Genomic DNA, 17,685 nt, shown 5'->3' with positions numbered 1-17,685 from the left:
AATAGGCCAAGCATCGAAGGCGCGCGTCAACTCACAAGACCGACGACCCGTCGCTCAAAGAACGCGATCGATCGCATTTCCCTCGCCCATCAGAACGACGGTGGGCTTGTAGTTGCGGGCCTGTTCGGCGGGGACATGCGCGTAGGCGGCGATGATGACCTGATCGCCGGCGGCGGCGAGCCTAGCCGCCGCGCCGTTGAGCATCACCTCGCGCGAACCGCGGGCGGCGGGCAGCGCGTAGGTCGTCAGCCGCTGGCCGTTGGTGACGTTCCAGACCGCCACCTGCTCATGAGGAAGGATGCCCGCCGCGTCGAGGATGTCCTCGTCGACGGCGATTGAGCCTTCGTAATGAAGGTCTGTCATCGTCAGAACGGCGTGGTGGATTTTCGCCTTCAGCATCGTCAAGAGCATCCCGGCTCCTCCTCGCGGGTTTCGCGGCGGCTGCGGACGCACGCGCGCAGAGCGCCTGCCCAGATTTTGCAGCCGCGAAGCATATAGTGCGGCGGCGCAATCTTTTCAAAGGATAAGTGCGGCGCGGCCCTCCGACCGGGCGCGCCGCCGCAAGCCTTTGAGCGGCCATCCATTTTCCCCCATTTGGCGAAGGGTTTGCGCCATTGTAGACTGAGAGGGAACGGGGGAGGCTCGCATGAGCAAGGCCGTTTACGGGATAGGCGCTGTCCTGATGGTTTCGGTCGGGCTTGCAATGGCTGTCGGGGCTCATCCGGTCGATGACGGAAGCGAAGTCCCGCAGGCCTCAGGCGAAAATGGATACGGGCCGGACCCGGATCGCGACGACAATCCCGCTACGAACACGCGTCTGATGGCCCGGATCGGAGCCGCGGCAGAGGCGACCCTGCAGCCGCCGTACCGGACCATCACCTTCGAGGCTCCGCTGAGTCGGCATGGCGAAGCCGTCGGCAAACAATATGCGAAAGAGTTCGGCGTGACCTTCGGACCGGGCCTTACGCGCCAGCTCTGCGTCGGTCAGCGTTATTTCCAATACGATAGCGCCTGCACTTACCGGCGCGCGCCGAGCGGACGCTTCGCCGCGCTGTATCGCGACGACTGGGGCCGACCGCTCAAAATCCGCTTCGCGGCGCCGGTCTGCGCGCTCGTGCTCGCGATCTATCCCACCGGCGGGGAAGAGGGCGAGAAATTCGAGGCGATCATCCAGCCATACGGTCCGGACGAGGAGAAGCTCGACAAGGCCGTTGCGCCATTCACATGGACCAGCGAGACCTTCCGCTGGCGGCTGATGGTCGGCGTCTATCTTCTCGATAGGCGCGCGACTCGCATCGAAGCGAGCGTCGTCAGCAAGGACAACACCGAAAAAAATGTCCGTTTCCTGATCGACGACGTCGCGTTCGTGAAAGAAGGATGCGACGAATTCCTGGCCGAAATCCGGAATGCGGCCGGCGCGCCGTCGATCGTCTTGAACGGCCTTGTTTCCGACTGACCGCACCGCCCAGCCAAGAGCGCCCGCCCGCCCCCATGCCCAAAATAAACGCCGAGAAAATCCTCTACGAGGTTGTCGTCGACGTCGCGCCTGACGCGCGCGCCCGCTATCTCGAATGGCTGCAGCTGCACATGAAGACCATGCTGCGGCTTGACGGATTCGAAGCGGCGACGCTGTTCGTAGACGCAAAGAACCCGAACCTCTTCACCCGCCATTATGTCGTGCGCGACATGGCGGCGATGGAGGCTTATCTCGACGGCCCCGCCGCAGAAATGCGCGCGGACGGCGTACGGTGGTTCGGAGACAAGATCAGCGCGCGCCGGCGCATTCTCATCAGAATGTCCAGCCCGAGCGCCTGACGATCCGGCCTGAGCTTCACGCCGCCTTTTGCGCGTCGGCGATGATCTCCATCGCCATGTCGTCGGCGACGGCGCCCGTCGGGCGGCCTTCGGCGTCGGCGCGTTCGAAAATGCTCGTCAGCCGCGGCCCAATCGCATCGATGCGACGGTTCATTTCCTCCTGCGACCACCGCCCGAGGATTTCGAGGCCGACGCTGATGACTCCGGCGGCGTTAATAACGTAGTCGGGCGCATAAAGAACGCCTTTGGCCCGCAACGCCTCGTCCATGTCGGGCGTGAGAAGCTGATTATTGGCCGCGCCGGCGACGATCGGCGCGGTCAGATGCGCGATGCTGTGGCGATTGACGGAGCCGCCGAGGGCGCAGGGGCTGAACACGTCGACGTCGGCTGCGATCGCGCGCGCGGGCGCGACCGGCGCTGCGCCGAAGCACGTCACGGCCTGCGCGACCGCATCCTCATTGATGTCGGCGACGACAAGGCGCGCGCCGGCTTCGTGAAGAAGGCGCGCAAGCGCCATGCCGACCGCGCCCACGCCGAGGATCGAAACCTTGACGCCCTTTAAGGAGTCCCGGCCGAGCTTGTACCGGACCGCAGCCTCGATCCCGCGCCACACGCCGCGGGCGGTATAAGGCGCAGGATTGCCGCCCTCGCCTTTTGCGCCGATCCCGCCGACGAACTTCGATACGGAACGGACGACTTCAAGGTCGTGCTCGGTGACGCCGGAATCCTCCGCCGTGTAATAAAGGCCGCCGAGCGCGTTCAGCGCCTCGCCGAAGGCCCGGAACATTTCCGGCGTCTTGTCCTTCCGGGGATCGGCGATGATGACGGACTTGCCGCCGCCGAAGGGGATGCCGGCGAGCGCGTTCTTGAAGGACATAGCGCGCGAAAGCTTCTTGACGTCTTCGAGCGCCTCATCGAACGAACGGTAAGGCCTGACGCGACAGCCGCCGCAGCCCGGACCGAGCGTCGCATCGTGTACGGAAATAATGGCGTCAAGGCCTGCGCGCAGATCCCGGACATGAACCACTTTGTGCCAGCCCTCGACCGGCAATTCCCGCATTTCCATGGAGTCGTCCTTCCTGCGAGCGAGCGTCGAAAAGCGCCTTCCAAGCCTACCTCGCCCCGTGAAGGCAACGGGCGCGCGGAGCGCGGCGCGCCCGGGACTATAGGCAATATGCGGCGAAAACTTCTGCCAAACACGGCGCTGATACGCTTGACAGTTAGCATATGCTGCTAAATAGATACCATATCCTAGGGGGACCCAGCCCATGGCGCGATCATGAAACTCGACCACATCGACCACAAAATTCTGAAGCACCTCCAGGAAAACGCTCGCATCACCAACGCCGAACTGGCGGAGAAAGTGGGCCTGTCGCCGACCCCTTGCCTGCGGCGCCTGCGCCGCCTCGAAGCCGACGGCATCATCAAGGGCTACCACACGGAAATCAACCGCGAGGCGCTCGGCGTCAACGTGACTGTGCTCATCCTCGTCAAGCTCGAACGCGAGGACGACGCGACGCTGCGCGAGTTCGAAGCGGCCATCAAGAAGCGCCCGGAGGTGATGGAGTGCTATCTCGTCACCGGCAAATTCGACTACTTCATCCGCGTGGTCATCCCCACGCTCGCGGCCTATGAGAGCTTCCTTTCGGAGACGATCCTCCGTATGCCGAAAGTCGCTACGGTCGAGTCGAGCTTCACCCTGCGCGAGGTAGAGCGCAAGGTCGTGACGCCCCTTCCTGATTCCGTTTTGAGGGGCTGAACGCGTCACCCCCGGTCGATCAGCCCTTGCCCTTGGCGCCCGTCCTGTTCGGCTGCGCGTTCTTCTCGATGAACTCGATAATCTTGCCGGCGACGTCGACGCCGGTCGCTTTCTCGACCCCTTCGAGGCCCGGCGAGGAGTTCACTTCCATCACGACCGGCCCATGATTCGAACGCAGCATGTCGACGCCGCAGACATTGAGCCCCATCGCTCTGGCGGCAGAGATGGCGGTCGAACGCTCCGCAGGCGTTATTTTGACCCTGTCGGCGGATCCGCCGCGATGAAGGTTCGAGCGGAACTCGCCCTCCTTGCCTTTGCGTCGCATGGAGGCCACGACCTTTCCGCCGACTACGAGACAGCGGATATCCTCCCCGCCCGCCTCCTTGATGAATTCCTGTACGAGGATGTTGATGTTGGCGCCGGCGAAGGCCTGAATGATCGACTCCGCGGCCTGCTGCGTCTCGCCGAGAATAACGCCGATGCCTTGCGTGCCTTCGAGCAGCTTGATGATGACGGGCGGCCCGCCGACGAGGTTGATGACTTCCTCGGCGTTGCTGGTGCGATGGGCGAAGACCGTGACGGGCAGGCCGACGCCTTTGCGCGCCAGCAACTGGAGGCTTCTCAGCTTGTCGCGCGAGCGCGTGATGGCGACGGACTCGTTCACAGGATAAACGCCCATCACCTCGAACTGACGCAGCACCGCCGCCCCATAGAAGGTCACTGACGCGCCGATGCGCGGGATGACGGCGTCGTATTTGGGCAGATCCCTGCCCTGATAGCGCACCGAGGGCCGATGCGAGGTGATGTTGATATAGCATCGAAGATGATCGACCACTTCGATCTCATGCCCGCGCGCCGTCGCGGCCTCCGCCAGACGGCGATGGGAGTAAAGATTCGGATTGCGGCACATCAGCGCCAGTTTCATAGAGGTCTCCCGATTGAGAGCGCGCAGGATGGCGCGCTCTAACCACCACGCGCCCTCACTTGCCAAGCAGAAAAGACGCGCTCGGATCGACGATGAATCGCCGACGCAGGGCGTCGCGGCCAATGAGAAGCCGAAATCCCATCTCGTCGCGGTTCGTGAGCGACAGGTCGATGGGCCATTCCTTCTCTCCCAGCCGCAGCATCGTGCGTACGACGATGCGCTCCTCGGACTTGCCGTTAGAACTTTTGATCCGCCGCCGGTCGACGATCGGCGCCGCGCAGAAGATCTCCGGACGGCGACGCTTCTGCACGGGGTGCAGATAAAATTCCGCCCAGAGCGTTCCGTCCTCGCGCGTCATGGTCTTCACCTTGAAGGCATGGATGGCGGACGTTTTCGCGCCGGTGTCGAGCTTCGCCTTGATCCGCTCCACGCCCAGCGCCGGAAATCCCGCCCATTCCCGCCAGCCGGCGACGGCGAGCGGGGCCTTTTTCCGCCGGCGCTTTTTCGGCGCGGGCGGGTCAAATGTGGAGCGCGTGTCCAAGAGTTCTGAGGCTCGCTTCGTGGAACGCTTCGCTCTGCGTGGGGTGAGCATGAATGGTTCCCGCGATGTCCTCAAGGGTCGCGCCCATTTCGAGAGCGAGCGCGAAGGCGGCCGACAGCTCGGCGACGCCCTTGCCGACCGCGTGCGCGCCTAGGATAAGGCCGTCCCCGGCGCGCGCCGTCACGCGCACGAAGCCTTCCTCGGCCTCCGTCGCCATGGCTCGCCCGTTGGCGGAGAACGGAAAGAGCGCGCTCTCGACCTCATGGCCTTCCGCCTTCGCCTCTTCAGGCGCGAGGCCGACGGCGACGACCTCCGGATCGGTGAAGCAGACCGCCGGAACGGCGCGCCGATCCCAGCGCCGATTCCGCCCGGCGATGATCTCCGCGACCATTTCGCCCTGCGCCATGGCGCGATGGGCGAGCATCGGCTCGCCCGCGACGTCCCCGATGGCGTAGACGCCGTTCATGGAGGTCTGACACCGATCGTCGATTTTGATGAAGGGGCCGTCCATATCGAGAACGAGGTTTTCCCGTCCCCAGCCTTCGGTCAGCGGCTTGCGCCCGACGGCGACGAGAATTTTGTCCGCGGGCAACGTTTCCGTCTCGCCGTCGCCGTTTTCAATCTCGAGGCTCTTGCCGTCCTTGCCCGGCCCCTTGGCCTTGGCGCCGAGATGGACGGCGACGCCCAACGCCTTCAGGCGCTTCGTGACAGGACGGGTCAGCTCGGCGTCATAGCCCGGCAGAATCCGGTCGAGCGCCTCGACCACGGCGACCTTCGAGCCGAACTTGGCGAAGGCGATGCCGAGCTCGAGCCCGATATAGCCCGCCCCGACGACGACGAGATTCTTCGGCGGGGCGTCGAGGTCGAGCGCCTCGGTGGAGGAAATCACGTCGCCGCCGAATTTCAGAAACGGCAGCTCGACCGGCGTCGAGCCCGTCGCGATGACGACGTTCTCGGCGCGGATGGTCGTCGGGCCGTCCTTCGTTTCGACCTCGATCGTCTTGCCGTCGATGAACGTCGCCCAGCCTTCGACGACGCGAACTTTCGCCTTCTTGAGGAGCGCGCCGACGCCGCCTGTGAGTCGACCGACGATCCCGTTTTTCCATTCGACGGTTTTCGCAAGGTCGATCTTAGGCTTCGAAGCGGAAACGCCGATGGCCGCCTTGTCGGCGGAATTCATCGCCCTCTCGAATTCATCGGCGACGTGAATGAGCGCTTTCGATGGAATGCAGCCCACATTGAGGCACGTCCCGCCGAGCGCCTCCGCTTCGACTATGATCGTGTCGACGCCGAGTTGGCCGGCGCGGATCGCGCAGACATAACCGCCCGGCCCGGCGCCGACGACGAGGAGTTTGCAAGCGATATCCTTGGCCATCTCAGCTCTCTCCCGGCATCCCTGGACCGCTGAATTCCGGCGGCGAGGATTCCATTTCTGACGGCGGTGAAACTCGTCCCTTTGCGACCGCTCCAGCCACAGACGCGCCGAAGCGCGCGACGCCGTTGCAGCCTCAATCCTCAATGAAAATCATCGCCGGATTTTCCAGCAGTCCCTTGATGCGCTGGACGAACACAGCCGCGTTCCAGCCGTCGATGATGCGGTGGTCGAAGCTCGACGACAGATTCATCATCTTGCGCGGAACGAAGCCGTTACCGTCCCACTGCGGCAGCACGCGGATCTTGTTGACGCCGACGATCGCGACTTCGGGGTGATTGATGACCGGCGTAGTGACGACGCCGCCAAGCGCGCCCAGCGAGGTGATGGTGATCGTCGAGCCCGTCAGCTCCTCGCGCGTGCAGCTCCCCGCCCGCGCGGCTTCGGCGAGACGCGCAAGCTCCGCCGCGCAGTCCCACAGACCAAGCGCCTCCACATGGCGCACGACTGGCACGACGAGCCCGTTATCGGTCTGCGTCGCGACGCCCATATGCATCCCGCCATATTGATAGATAACGCCTTCGTCGTCGTCGTAGCGGGCGTTGATCTCGGGCTGCTCTGCGATGGCGCGCGCCATCGCGCGCATCAGAAAGGGCAGGAGCGTGAGCTTCGGCCTGTCGCCGCGTTCGGCGTTGAGCTTGCCGCGCAGCTCTTCGAGCGCGGTGACGTCGACCTCGTCCACGTAGGTGATATGGGGTATGCGCGATTTTGCAACCGCCATCCTTTCGGCGATCTTCCTGCGCAAACCGACGACCTTGATCTCCTTCACCGACATGTCGGGCGCGCGGGCCGCGCGCAGGATGGCTCCGCCGCCGCTTTCTATGAAGGCGTCAAGATCTTCATGGGTGATGCGGCCCGCCGGCCCCGAACCCGGCACCCGGCGCAGATCGATCCCGAGATCAAGCGCGCGCTTCCTGACCGCCGGCGCGGCGAGCGGCTTTTCGCCGGGCGGGCGCGGCAGGCCAGTCTTCGCCGGCGCGGACGGTCTGGCGGCCGCCTTTGCTGCAGAAGGCTTCGCCTCGGCAGAACGGGCAGGCGCCGGCGCAGGTTTCTTCTCGATCTTTTTCGCCGGTTCGGCTTTATCTTCATTGTCGCCTTCAGAAGGCTTATCCGCAAGCGGCGCTTCTTTCTCGCGCGTCGCCGCCTCGACAGCCGCGCCGGGGGCTTCGTTGCCTTCTCCGTCGACCTCGAGGCGGATGATCGGCGATCCGACCGCAACCACCTCGCCCACCTTCGGGCCGCGCCAGACGACCTTGCCCTCCACCGGCGAGGGAATCTCCACCGTCGCCTTGTCGGTCATGACAGAGGCGAGCACCTCGTCTTCTCGGACGTTTTTTCCTTCCTCCACCAGCCATTCGACCAGCTCGGCCTCGGCGACGCCCTCGCCGACATCGGGCAGCTTGATGACGTAAACGCCCATGCTCAGCCCTCCATGACTTTTTTGAGCGCCGCGCCGACGCGCGCCGGGCCGGGGAAATAGGTCCATTCATGCGCATGCGGATAGGGCGTATCCCAGCCGGTGACGCGGATGACGGGCGCTTCGAGGTGATAAAAACAGCCCTCCTGCACGACCGCCATCAACTCTGCGCCGAAGCCGCAGGTTCTTGTCGCTTCGTGCACGATGACGCAACGGCCGGTCTTGCGCACCGACGCCTCGATGGCTTCGAAGTCGAGCGGCACGATGGTTCTGAGGTCGATGATCTCCGCGTCGACGCCGGTCTCCTTCGCCGCCGCTTCTGCCACATGGACCATCGTCCCGTAGGCGAGCACGGTCACGTCCTCTCCCTCGCGCCGGATCGCAGCCTTGCCGAGCGGCTCGACATAATGGCCGTCCGGCACCTCGCCGAGCGGATGCTTCTTCCAGGGAGTCACGGGCTGGTCGTAATGACCGTCGAAGGGCCCGTTATAGAGGCGCTTTGGCTCCAAAAAGATCACCGGATCGTCGTCCTCGATCGCAGCGATGAGAAGACCTTTAGCGTCGTAGGGGTTCGACGGAATGACCGTCTTGAGCCCGCACACATGGGCGAACAACGCTTCGGGGCTTTGCGAATGGGTCTGGCCGCCGAAAATGCCGCCGCCGGTCGGCATGCGCACGGTCATGGGCACGGTGAAGTCATTGTTGGAGCGATAGCGGATGCGCGCGGCTTCCTGCGTGAGCTGATCGTAGGCCGGATACATATAATCGGCGAACTGAATTTCGACGCAGGGTCTCAGCCCGTAGACCGCCATGCCGATCGCCGTGCCGACGATGCCGCTTTCGTTGATGGGGCTGTCGAAGCAGCGATGCTTGCCGTATTTCTTCTGAAGCCCTTGGGTGCAGCGAAAGACGCCGCCGAAATAGCCGACGTCCTCGCCGTAGACGACCACTCGCTCGTCGCGCTCCATGCATACGTCCATGGCGCTGCGGATCGCCTCGATCATGGTCATGCGCGCCATGGCCTAGACCCCCGCTTCCTGGCGCTGACGGACGAGATGGAGCGGCATTTCCTTGTAGACGTCCTCGAACATCCTTCTTGGCGGCGGCTTCGGCCCGGAATGGAGCGTGCCGTTCTTCTCCGCCTCTTTCTGAAGCTGGGCGATCTCGCTTTCGATCTGCGCCTTGGCCTGGGCATGACGTTCTTCGGACCAGACGCCCTTGCGGATGAGATAGTTTTTCAGCCGCTCGACCGGATCGCCAAGCGGCCAGGCGTCGGATTCCTTCTGCGGACGATAGGCGGACGGGTCGTCTGACGTGGAATGCGGCCCGACGCGATAGGTGACATATTCGATGAGCGTCGGCCCATGGCCGCGGCGCGCGCGCTCGACCGCCCATTTCGCCACGGCGTAGACGGCGAGATAATCATTGCCGTCCACGCGCAGCGACGGCAGACCGAAGCCGAGGCCGCGCGCGGCGAAGGTCGCGGCCCGTCCGCGCGCGATGCCCTGATAGGTCGAGATCGCCCACTGATTGTTGACGATGTTGAGAACGACCGGAGCGCGATAGGTCGAGGCGAATACGAGGGCCGCATGGAAATCGGACTCAGCCGTCGAGCCGTCGCCGATCCAGCCGGCCGCGATCTTCGTGTCGCCTCGGATGGCCGACGCCATCGCCCAGCCCACCGCCTGCACGAACTGCGTCGCAAGGTTGCCGGAGATGGTGAAAAACCCATGCTTTTTTGAGGTGTACATCACCGGAAGCTGCCGGCCCGCGACCGGATCTTTCGAATTCGAATAGACCTGATTCATCATGTCGAGGATCGGGTAGCCGGCGGTGATGAGCAGCCCCTGCTGGCGATAGGTCGGAAAGTTCATGTCCCCTGGCGACAGCGCGCGCTGGAAAGCGCAGGCGATGGCTTCCTCGCCCAGCGAAAGCATGTAAAAGGAGGTCTTGCCCTGGCGCTGGGCGGTCAGCATTCGCGCGTCATAGGCGCGCACCGTCATCATATCGCGCAGGCCCTTAAGCGCCTCATCGTCGTCGAGATAACCCGCCCACGGACCGACCGCCTCGCCTTCCCGGTTCATCACCCGGATGATCGAATAGGCGAGGTCGTGAATCTCCTCAGGATCGACGTCGATCTCGGGCCGGCGGACCGAGCCCGCCTGAGGGATTTTCACGCCGCTGAAGTCGGGTTCGTCGCCGGGGCGAAATTCCGGCTCCGGAACATAAAGACTGAGTGGCGCGACGTCGTTCATGCGTTCACTCCCTGGGCCGATCCGCTCGCGCGCGGCGGCTTTTGTTTTATTGACGCGGCCCTGTCGACGCGAAGCCGCGGGCGCAAAGGGTCTAATCCCAGGAGCGCCGATCATGCAATGCCGGGCGGGCCTCTTTCGCAAGGCGATCGCACGCCCGGACGGCGGCAGGCGCCGGCGCGCTTGGCCTAATTCGCCAAGAGCGCACTCGGGCATGATGGAAACTGGCCGGTCCTGCGGCGCTTTTGGTCAGTTATCGCTTTCCTCGAAGCCGTATATTTCGCGCGCCGCTTCCGGCGAAATAAGTCCGGCGCGCAGGTCTTCCGCCGCAGCGGCGCGCGCGCGCGTCGTCGGATCGCCCTTGCCGCCCCCGCCCGGCGTTTCGATCACGAGTCGGCGCCCGACAGGGACGACGTCGCGGCCCATGCCGGACAGGACGGTTCCATCGTCGAGCCGCACCGCGCCAGGCGCGCCGGGCCCGCCTCCGTCGCGCCCGCGCGCGGGATGACGCACGCGCTCGAACATCTTGGAGACCGCCATCGCGCGCCTCTCGGCGTGGGCAAACTCCATCACCTGGCCGAGCCCGCCGCGAAATCGTCCCGGCCCGCCCGAGTCGGTCCGATACTCTTTGCGCCATATGAGGATCGGCGCCGTCGCCTCATTGATCTCGACCGGCGTGTTCCTGACGCCGGATGGAAACGCTGTGCAGGAAAGCCCGTCCTTGCCGGGCCGGGCGCCGGTCCCGCCAGTGTAGAACGGATTGACGACGAAAGCCTCGCCCGCGGTCTCGCCGGCCACGCCCGGCCCGCCCAGCAGAACGGGCAGGTAAAGGCACGAGGCGCCTTCCGCAGGAACCCGGTCCGGGATCGCTTTCGCCAGCGCGCCGAGCACAACGTCGGGCAGCATCTGGCCGACCGTATGGCGCGCCGACACCGCGCAGGGTCTGGGGGCGTTGAGAATGCAGCCCTCAGGCGCCGTCACTTGCACGACGCTGAGCGAGCCGGCGTTGTTAGGCGTGTCGTTCCCGACGACGCAGCGCACGCCGAAAGAAGCGTAGGCCTGGGTATAGGCGAGCGGCACGTTCACCCCGCGCGGCGATATCGGCGACGTCCCCGCGAAGTCGACTGTGATCGCATCGGCCCCGATCGTCACGGCGCAGACGAGATCGATCGGCGAATCATAACCGTCGATCCGCATGCTGTTTTCATAGGTCCCGCGCGGAAGCTTCGCGATCTCGGCGCGCATCGCGCGCGCCGAGTTCTCGATGATGAGGCGGCCGACCGCATCGAGGTCGCCGAGGCCGAATTCGTCGAGCGTTTCGAGCAGTCGCCGCGCCCCGGCGTCATTGCAGCCCGCAAGCGAGTAAAGGTCGCCGAGCGCGGCCGTCGGATCGCGCACATTGGCGCGAATGATGTCGAGCAGCGTCTCATTCGGCGCGCCGCGACGGAAAAGATAGCCGATCGGAACGAGGAGGCCTTCTTCATAGACTTGGCGCGCGTCCGGCCCGAAGCCGAGTCCGCCTACATCGGCCACATGCGACGTCGCCGCAAACAATGCGATGGGGCGGCCTTCGCGAAATACCGGCGTCACGACGGTGAAGTCGTTCAGATGGCCCGTGCCGTCCCAAGGATCATTGGTGAGGAGAACATCGCCTTCCTCTAGCCGGTCGAGCGGGTATTTTCTCAAAAAAGCGCCGACCGACGCGGCCATGGCGTTGACATGGCCCGGCGTGCCGGTGACGGCCTGGGCGAGCATGCGGCCCTCAGCGTCGAAGACGCCGGCCGAAAGATCGCCCGCCTCGCGCACGGTGGTCGAAAAGGCGGTGCGCACGAGCGTCTGCGCCTGCTCCTCCACGACGGCGAGAAGCCGGTTCCACAAAAGCTGCAGCCGCAGCTGATCGAGCGCTCCCGTCATTGTCCGCCGTTCCGCGTAAGGATGAGATTCCCGCGCGCGTCGACGCGCGCGTCATAAGCGGCCGAGATTACCGTCGTCGTCTGGTCTTCGACGATGAGCGCGGGACCCGACAGGCGCGCGCCCGGCCCAAGCCCGGTCCGTTCATAGACGCCGTAATCGAGCACGCGACCGCGGCTTGCGTCGAAAACCGGCCGCGTCTCTTCGGGCTCGGCCCGGCGCGCCGGCGCCGCGCCCGCCGGTTCAGGCAGGCGCGGAGCGGCGCCGGCGAGTCTGAGCGACCAGGTGAGCGCCTCGGCCGTCACGCCGGGCACGGCGCGCCCGTAAAGCGCGCGATAGGCCTGCTCGAAAGCCGCCGCCAGCGCGGCAAGCCCTTCCCGCAAGGCGAGGCCGCCTTCGGGAACAGGCGTCGGAATCTCATGGCCCTGGCCGCGATAGCGCATATAGGCGAGTCGGATCTCGCCGACGGGATCCTCGCCGGTGGCGGCGCGCACGACCGCCGCGGCTTCCTCGTACATCTCGGCGAACAGCGCGTCGATCGCCGCGCCGTCGAAGTCGTCGAGCCGCATCGGCCGCGAACGGACGACTTCGTAAGCGGCCGGCGCTAGCAGAAACCCGATCGCCGAGCCGACGCCCGCATCGGCCGGCACGACGATCGTCCCGACGCCGAGCTTTTCGGCAAGACGCGCCGCATGAAGGGGCGCCGCCCCGCCGAAGGCGATCATCGCGCGGGCCGCGACGTCATGACCGCCTTCAATGGCGTGGGCGCGCGCGGCTGCGGCCATGTTCTCATCGACGATCTCCGAGACTGCATAAGCGGCCATATCGTCGTCGAACTTCATCGCTGCGCCGATCTCGCGCGCGACCGCCGCGCGCGCCGCCTCGATGTCGAGCGCGATAGACCCGCCGGCGAAACGCTCCGCGGCGATTTTTCCCATCGCCGCGTCGGCGTCCGTCACCGTCGGACGAACGCCGCCGCGGCCGTAGGCGACGGGCCCCGGCTCGGAGCCGGCGCTTTCGGGTCCCACCTGAAGCCGACCCAATCGATCGACATGGGCGATGGAGCCCCCGCCCGCACCAATCTCCACCATTTCGATCACCGGAATGCGCACAGGCAGGCCCGAGCCCTTCTTGAAGCGATAGCTCCGGTCGACCTCGAAAGCGCGCGCGGTCTGCGGCTCGTAATCGTCGATGAGGCAGAGCTTGGCGGTCGTGCCGCCCATATCGAAGGAAAGGACGGAGTCGAGCGACATCGCCCGCGCGACGGCGGCGGCGAGCACCGCCCCGCCCGCGGGCCCGGACTCGACAAGGCGGATGGGGAACTTCGCCGCCGTCTCCAGCGTCGCAAGCCCGCCGCCCGACGTGATCAGCAGAAGGCCGCACGCGAATCCGGCCGCGCGCAGCGCCTGATCGAGCCGGCGCAGATAACGCTCCATCAGCGGACGGACATAGGCGTTGGCGACCGCCGTCGACAGGCGCTCATATTCGCGGATCTCCGGCGCGACCTCGCTGGCGAGCGTGATCGACAGGTCGGGCCTGACTTCGGCGAGAATCTCGGCCGTGCGTCGTTCGTGCTCGGGATTGGCGTAAGCGTGGAGATAGCCGACGGCGACGCTTTCAATTCCTTCCGCCTCGAGCGTCGACAGATGCGCGCGCACGCTGTCTTCATCCAGCGGGACGAGCGCCTTGCCGTCGCGGTTCATCCGCTCGCGGACCGGCAGGCGCAGCCAGCGCGGAACGAGCGGCTTCGGGCGGTCGATATTGATGTCGTACTGCTCGAAGCGGTTCTCGTAGGCCATTTCGAGCGCGTCGCGATGGCCTTCGGTCGTCAGAAGCGCCGTCCTCGCCCCCCGCCTTTCGATGAGCGCGTTGGTGGCGAGGGTCGTTCCGTGAATGACGAGGCCGATGTCGGCGGGGGCGAGCCCCGCTTTCTCCAGCGCCTCTTTCACGCCGCGCATGACGCCCTCTTCGGGCGCGGCGGGCGTGGTGAGCACCTTCGCCGTCACGCGCGCGCCGGCGCGTTCGAGCGCGACGTCGGTGAACGTGCCGCCGATATCGACCGCGAGCCGGGCTCTGTCCTTCATGCTTCCTCGGGCGCCGGAACGACGTAGTTGAGCGCAAGCCGTCCGCCGTCGACGTAGATCGTCTCGCCCGTGACGTAAGACGCCATGTCGCTTGCGAGAAACAGCGCGACGGCGGCGACTTCTTCCGGATCGCCGATGCGGCCCAGCGGCGTGCGCGACAGGATCTTGCGGCGCGCCGCCGCATCCCTCGCCACGGACTTCAGGATATCCGTCATGATCGAGCCGGGCCCGACGGCGTTCACCCGAATCCCATGGGGCGCCAGCTCCAGCGCCGTCACCTTGGTGAACTGCTGCAGCCCCCCTTTCGACGTCACATAGGCCGCCTGGTTCGCAATGGCGACGACGGCGTTGATCGAAGACATGTTGACGATCGCGCCGGGGATCTTTCTTTCTATCATGCTGCGCGCGGCGAGGCGGGTCAGCATGAAAGCCGCGCGCAGATTGACCCGCAGGACGCGATCGAAATCCTCCGGGTCGAGATCGAGCGCGCCGCCGGCGGCGACGATCCCGGCGTTGTTGACGAGCGTGTCGACGCGTCCGAAGCGCACGAGCGCGGTCTCGACGAGGCCGGCGCAGTCCTTGTCGTCGGCGACGTCGCAGGCGACGGCCTCGACCGCCGCACCGGTCGCGGCCGCGATGTCGGCGGCGGTTTTCTCATTCCGCCGTCCGTCGATGTCGGCCATGACGACCGCCGCGCCGCGCTCGGCGAAGGCCCGCGCCACAGCCGCGCCGATGCCCGCCGCCGCGCCGGTGACAAGCGCCGTCTTCCCTTCGAAGTTCAGATAATCCCGCGTCATCGACCGTCCTTTCCGCCCCCCGGAAGCTTAGGCCCGCCCTCCCCGCATGGGCAATGGCGGCGGATCGGAAGGGCGCAGCCCCGCCCAATATCAGCGAGACCGACCTGACTTTCGTCACGGGCGCGCTCGCGCAGGCGTCTCTAACTAGATCGTCGGGGACGAGAACCGTCCCTGAAAAACGACAGAAAAGGAGAAAAGAAAATGGCCAACGTCTTCAACAAACCGTTTCGCCGGACGGCGCTCGCCGTCCTGATCGGATCGACCCTTGCGAGCGGCGCGCCCGCCGCAACGGCCGCAGAAACCGAGATCGACGCGGACACCGCGCTGCGCGAGATCAACGCGCATCTCGACGAGAGCTACGCCCGTCTGTCCCAGCGCACGTTGCTCATCGCGGAAGCGCGTATGGCGAGTCTCGCATCCGACAGGGACGGTCAGACGAACGAAAAGCCCGCGGACGGGTCGCGCGATACCGCCGTCGCGGCGCTCGCCTACTGACCGACCCGTTCCCGCTGATCCTTCGCCGACATCGGAGAATTCGAGATGACAGCCGTACTTACAGCCCTCCTGGCGGGCGCCGTATTTCTGTGCGCCGCGCTCGCCGTCAGCGGACTCTTCACGCTGGAAAAGTGAAAGAGCAGCCGCCCAGGGAACGGCCGCGCGCCCGCGCCGCGGCCGTTCTCATACCGGGGGGTCGGCGCGCATCGGAGAAAGTCTGGAGCGGGTAGCGGGAATCGAACCCGCATCTTCAGCTTGGAAGGCTGCGGCTCTACCATTGAGCTATACCCGCGCCGGCCCCCTAGATAGACGAAATGACCGCGCGCGCAAGACCGGCTCAGGCCCCGGGCCCGCGGGGGCGGCCGACCTTGGGCGAGCGGATGTCGAAAAGAATGGCCGCGGCTCGGATCGCGAAGGTCGCAAGCGCCGCCGCGATCGCGGCCGGCCCCGTCGCCAGTCCCGCCGCCAGCAGGCCCGCGTAAACGCCGGCGCCGATGAGCGCGGCGGTCGCATAAATCTCCTCGCGCAGGATCAGCGGCGTTTCGTTGCACAGGACGTCGCGGAGGACGCCGCCGAAAGTCGCGGTGACAGCGCCCATGAAGACCGCGATGAGCGCCGGAGCGCCCGCCGCGAGGGCGGCCTGCGCCCCGATGATCGCGAACACTGCAAGGCCCGCCGCGTCGGCCCAGATGAGCGCCTTGAGCCGCGAGGCGATCGCCGGCTGGGCGACGACGGCGACCGCCGCCCCCGCCGCGCAGATCGCGATCGCGAGGGGATCGGCGATCCACCACACGGGAAACGAGCCGAGCAGCACGTCGCGGATCGTGCCTCCGCCGACGCCGGTGACGAGGCCGATCATGGCGACCCCGAATATGTCCATGTCGTTCCTGAGCGCGGTGAGCGCGCCGGAGACGGCGAAGACGAACAGGCCGATATAGCTGAGGACGACGAAAACAGGCGCAGGATCCATGAAACGATCGGCATGCGATTCAATTTCCCGCGCAAGCCAGATCGTCCCTGAAAAGCGGAATCAGTTTTCGGCGTCCCGCCTGTCCCGCGCGCCCGCTTCAAGCCGCGCGCGAATCGTCACAGCGTCCGCGCGATCAGGAGCTTCATGATTTCGTTCGTGCCGCCGTAGATGCGCTGGACGCGCGCGTCGGCGTACATGCGGCTGATCGGATATTCGTCCATATAGCCGTAGCCGCCGAAAAGCTGCAGGCATTCGTCGATGATCTCGTTCTCGAGGTCGGTGAGCAGCATTTTCGACATGGAGGCGGTCGCCGCGTCGAGCCTGCCCTCGATCAGCAAGCCGGTGCAGTAATCCACGAACACCCGCGCCATGGTCGCCTTCGCCTTTGCTTCGGCGAGCTTGAACTGGGTGTTCTGGAAGGCGATGACCGGCTTGCCGAACGCATGGCGCTGCTTGACGTAATCGACCGTCAGCTCCAGCGCGCGCTCGATCGCAGCGATGGAGAGAACGGCGATCTGCTGGCGCTCCTGTGGAAGCTGCTGCATGAGCTGGATGAAGCCCTGACCCTCCTCCGTGCCGAGAAGGTTTTCCGTGGGCACGCGCACGTCGTCGAAGAAAAGCTCGGAGGTATCCTGCGCCTTCATGCCGAGCTTCTTGAGATTGCGCCCGCGGCGAAAACCTTCAACCTCGTCGGTCTCGACAACCATCAGCGAGACGCCCTTCGCCCCTTCCCTGGGGTCGGTCTTGGCCACGACGATGACGAGATTGGCGGTCTGGCCGTTGGTGATGAAGGTCTTCTGTCCGTTTATGACGTACTGGTTGCCGTCGCGGATCGCCGTCGTCTTGACGCCCTGCAGATCGGAGCCCGTGCCCGGCTCGGTCATGGCGATGGCGCCGACGAGCTCGCCTTTCGCCATGCGGGGAAGCCAGCGCTTCTTCTGCTCCTCCGTGCCGTAATGGAGGATGTAGGGCGCGACGATGCAGTTGTGCAGCCCTGCGCCGAAGCCCTCGACGCCGGCTTTCACCTGCTGCTCGCAGAAAATCTGTTCGTGCGCGAAGGTTCCGCCGGCGCCGCCGTATTCCTCAGGCATGGACATGCACAGGAGTCCCGCCTCGCCGGCCTTCTCCCACGCCCAACGGTCGACGCAGCCCTGCTCGCGCCACTTCTCGACATGGGGGCTGAGCTCCCGGGAGAAGAACTTGTATACCTCTTCCTCGAACAGGACGAGATCGTCGGTCTTCCAGGCCGGACGGGCCGTGTCGATGACGGGCATGGCTCAACTCCTC

At 65.6% G+C, this 17,685-nt stretch carries 17 protein-coding genes and 1 tRNA gene; 4 read left to right on the top strand and 14 right to left on the bottom strand.

The annotated features are described in order from the left end of the window. Positions 1-54 precede the first annotated feature (54 nt). Positions 55-411 carry an aspartate 1-decarboxylase gene (gene panD / locus CHB64_RS12760; RefSeq protein ID WP_089413013.1) on the bottom strand — a complete coding sequence of 119 codons (357 nt, stop codon included), beginning with the start codon at positions 409-411 and terminating at the stop codon, positions 55-57. Between the two features lie 235 nt (positions 412-646). Here panD and CHB64_RS12755 point away from each other — a divergent pair, with 235 nt between their 5' ends. Beyond that, positions 647-1,456, top strand: a complete 810-nt coding sequence (locus CHB64_RS12755) for a hypothetical protein (RefSeq protein WP_089413012.1) — start codon at positions 647-649, stop codon at positions 1,454-1,456. Positions 1,457-1,491: 35 nt separating this feature from the next. After that, positions 1,492-1,815: a DUF4286 family protein gene (locus CHB64_RS12750; protein ID WP_159462501.1), complete on the top strand. Its 324-nt coding sequence runs from the start codon at positions 1,492-1,494 to the stop codon at positions 1,813-1,815. A gap of 16 nt (positions 1,816-1,831) precedes the next feature. Here CHB64_RS12750 and CHB64_RS12745 read toward each other — a convergent pair whose 3' ends face one another. Further along, positions 1,832-2,881 carry a Leu/Phe/Val dehydrogenase gene (locus CHB64_RS12745; RefSeq protein ID WP_200815374.1) on the bottom strand — a complete coding sequence of 350 codons (1,050 nt, stop codon included), beginning with the start codon at positions 2,879-2,881 and terminating at the stop codon, positions 1,832-1,834. 213 nt (positions 2,882-3,094) lie between these two features. On the opposite strand from CHB64_RS12745, the gene CHB64_RS12740 reads away from it, so the two are divergent. Next, positions 3,095-3,574: an Lrp/AsnC family transcriptional regulator gene (locus tag CHB64_RS12740; RefSeq protein WP_089413010.1), complete on the top strand. Its 480-nt coding sequence runs from the start codon at positions 3,095-3,097 to the stop codon at positions 3,572-3,574. A gap of 19 nt (positions 3,575-3,593) precedes the next feature. On the opposite strand, the gene rimK is transcribed toward CHB64_RS12740, so the two are convergent. The 9 genes from rimK to CHB64_RS12695 form a co-directional block, all read right to left on the bottom strand. Beyond that, a complete protein-coding gene (rimK, locus tag CHB64_RS12735; protein WP_089413009.1) occupies positions 3,594-4,499 on the bottom strand; it encodes a 30S ribosomal protein S6--L-glutamate ligase in 906 nt (301 codons plus the stop codon). Positions 4,500-4,554: 55 nt separating this feature from the next. Further along, complete coding sequence (locus CHB64_RS12730) at positions 4,555-5,040, bottom strand: ATP-dependent zinc protease family protein (protein WP_200815373.1); 486 nt, start codon at positions 5,038-5,040, stop codon at positions 4,555-4,557. Next, positions 5,018-6,415 (bottom strand): dihydrolipoyl dehydrogenase, encoded by a 1,398-nt coding sequence (gene lpdA / locus CHB64_RS12725; protein WP_089413007.1) that lies wholly within the window; start codon positions 6,413-6,415, stop codon positions 5,018-5,020. Before lpdA ends, CHB64_RS12730 begins: the two co-directional genes overlap by 23 nt. 133 nt (positions 6,416-6,548) lie before the next feature. After that, positions 6,549-7,892 (bottom strand): dihydrolipoamide acetyltransferase family protein, encoded by a 1,344-nt coding sequence (locus CHB64_RS12720; protein ID WP_089413006.1) that lies wholly within the window; start codon positions 7,890-7,892, stop codon positions 6,549-6,551. A 2-nt stretch (positions 7,893-7,894) separates the two neighbouring features. Further along, the gene (locus tag CHB64_RS12715) at positions 7,895-8,908 is read right to left on the bottom strand and encodes an alpha-ketoacid dehydrogenase subunit beta (RefSeq protein ID WP_089413005.1); all 1,014 of its coding nucleotides are present in this window, start codon (positions 8,906-8,908) and stop codon (positions 7,895-7,897) included. A gap of 3 nt (positions 8,909-8,911) precedes the next feature. Then, complete coding sequence (locus tag CHB64_RS12710; RefSeq protein ID WP_089413004.1) at positions 8,912-10,144, bottom strand: 3-methyl-2-oxobutanoate dehydrogenase (2-methylpropanoyl-transferring) subunit alpha; 1,233 nt, start codon at positions 10,142-10,144, stop codon at positions 8,912-8,914. A 246-nt stretch (positions 10,145-10,390) separates the two neighbouring features. Further along, on the bottom strand, positions 10,391-12,055 hold the full coding sequence (locus CHB64_RS12705; RefSeq protein WP_089413003.1) for a hydantoinase B/oxoprolinase family protein: 1,665 nt from the start codon (positions 12,053-12,055) through the stop codon (positions 10,391-10,393). Further along, positions 12,052-14,136, bottom strand: coding sequence for a hydantoinase/oxoprolinase family protein (locus CHB64_RS12700; RefSeq protein WP_089413002.1), 2,085 nt, complete (start codon positions 14,134-14,136; stop codon positions 12,052-12,054). Before CHB64_RS12700 ends, CHB64_RS12705 begins: the two co-directional genes overlap by 4 nt. Further along, the gene (locus CHB64_RS12695; protein ID WP_200815372.1) at positions 14,133-14,933 is read right to left on the bottom strand and encodes an SDR family NAD(P)-dependent oxidoreductase; all 801 of its coding nucleotides are present in this window, start codon (positions 14,931-14,933) and stop codon (positions 14,133-14,135) included. The genes CHB64_RS12700 and CHB64_RS12695 overlap by 4 nt, the downstream gene beginning before the upstream one ends. 201 nt (positions 14,934-15,134) lie before the next feature. On the opposite strand from CHB64_RS12695, the gene CHB64_RS12690 reads away from it, so the two are divergent. Continuing rightward, the gene (locus CHB64_RS12690) at positions 15,135-15,428 is read left to right on the top strand and encodes a hypothetical protein (protein WP_089413001.1); all 294 of its coding nucleotides are present in this window, start codon (positions 15,135-15,137) and stop codon (positions 15,426-15,428) included. 218 nt (positions 15,429-15,646) lie between these two features. On the opposite strand, the gene CHB64_RS12685 is transcribed toward CHB64_RS12690, so the two are convergent. The 3 genes from CHB64_RS12685 to CHB64_RS12675 all read right to left on the bottom strand — a co-directional run bounded on the left by CHB64_RS12685 (position 15,647) and on the right by CHB64_RS12675 (position 17,672). After that, positions 15,647-15,720 (bottom strand) — tRNA-Gly (locus CHB64_RS12685). Positions 15,721-15,765: 45 nt separating this feature from the next. Continuing rightward, positions 15,766-16,398: a trimeric intracellular cation channel family protein gene (locus tag CHB64_RS12680; protein WP_089413000.1), complete on the bottom strand. Its 633-nt coding sequence runs from the start codon at positions 16,396-16,398 to the stop codon at positions 15,766-15,768. Positions 16,399-16,514: 116 nt separating this feature from the next. Beyond that, the gene (locus tag CHB64_RS12675) at positions 16,515-17,672 is read right to left on the bottom strand and encodes an acyl-CoA dehydrogenase family protein (RefSeq protein WP_089412999.1); all 1,158 of its coding nucleotides are present in this window, start codon (positions 17,670-17,672) and stop codon (positions 16,515-16,517) included. Positions 17,673-17,685 lie beyond the last annotated feature (13 nt).

The sequence above is a fragment of the Amphiplicatus metriothermophilus genome (assembly GCF_900199215.1).
In the GTDB taxonomy this organism is placed as follows: Bacteria; Pseudomonadota; Alphaproteobacteria; order Caulobacterales; family Parvularculaceae; genus Amphiplicatus; species Amphiplicatus metriothermophilus.
The sequence above is the reverse complement of the archived record's forward strand: the minus strand, read 5'-3'. Positions and strand labels throughout refer to the sequence as shown.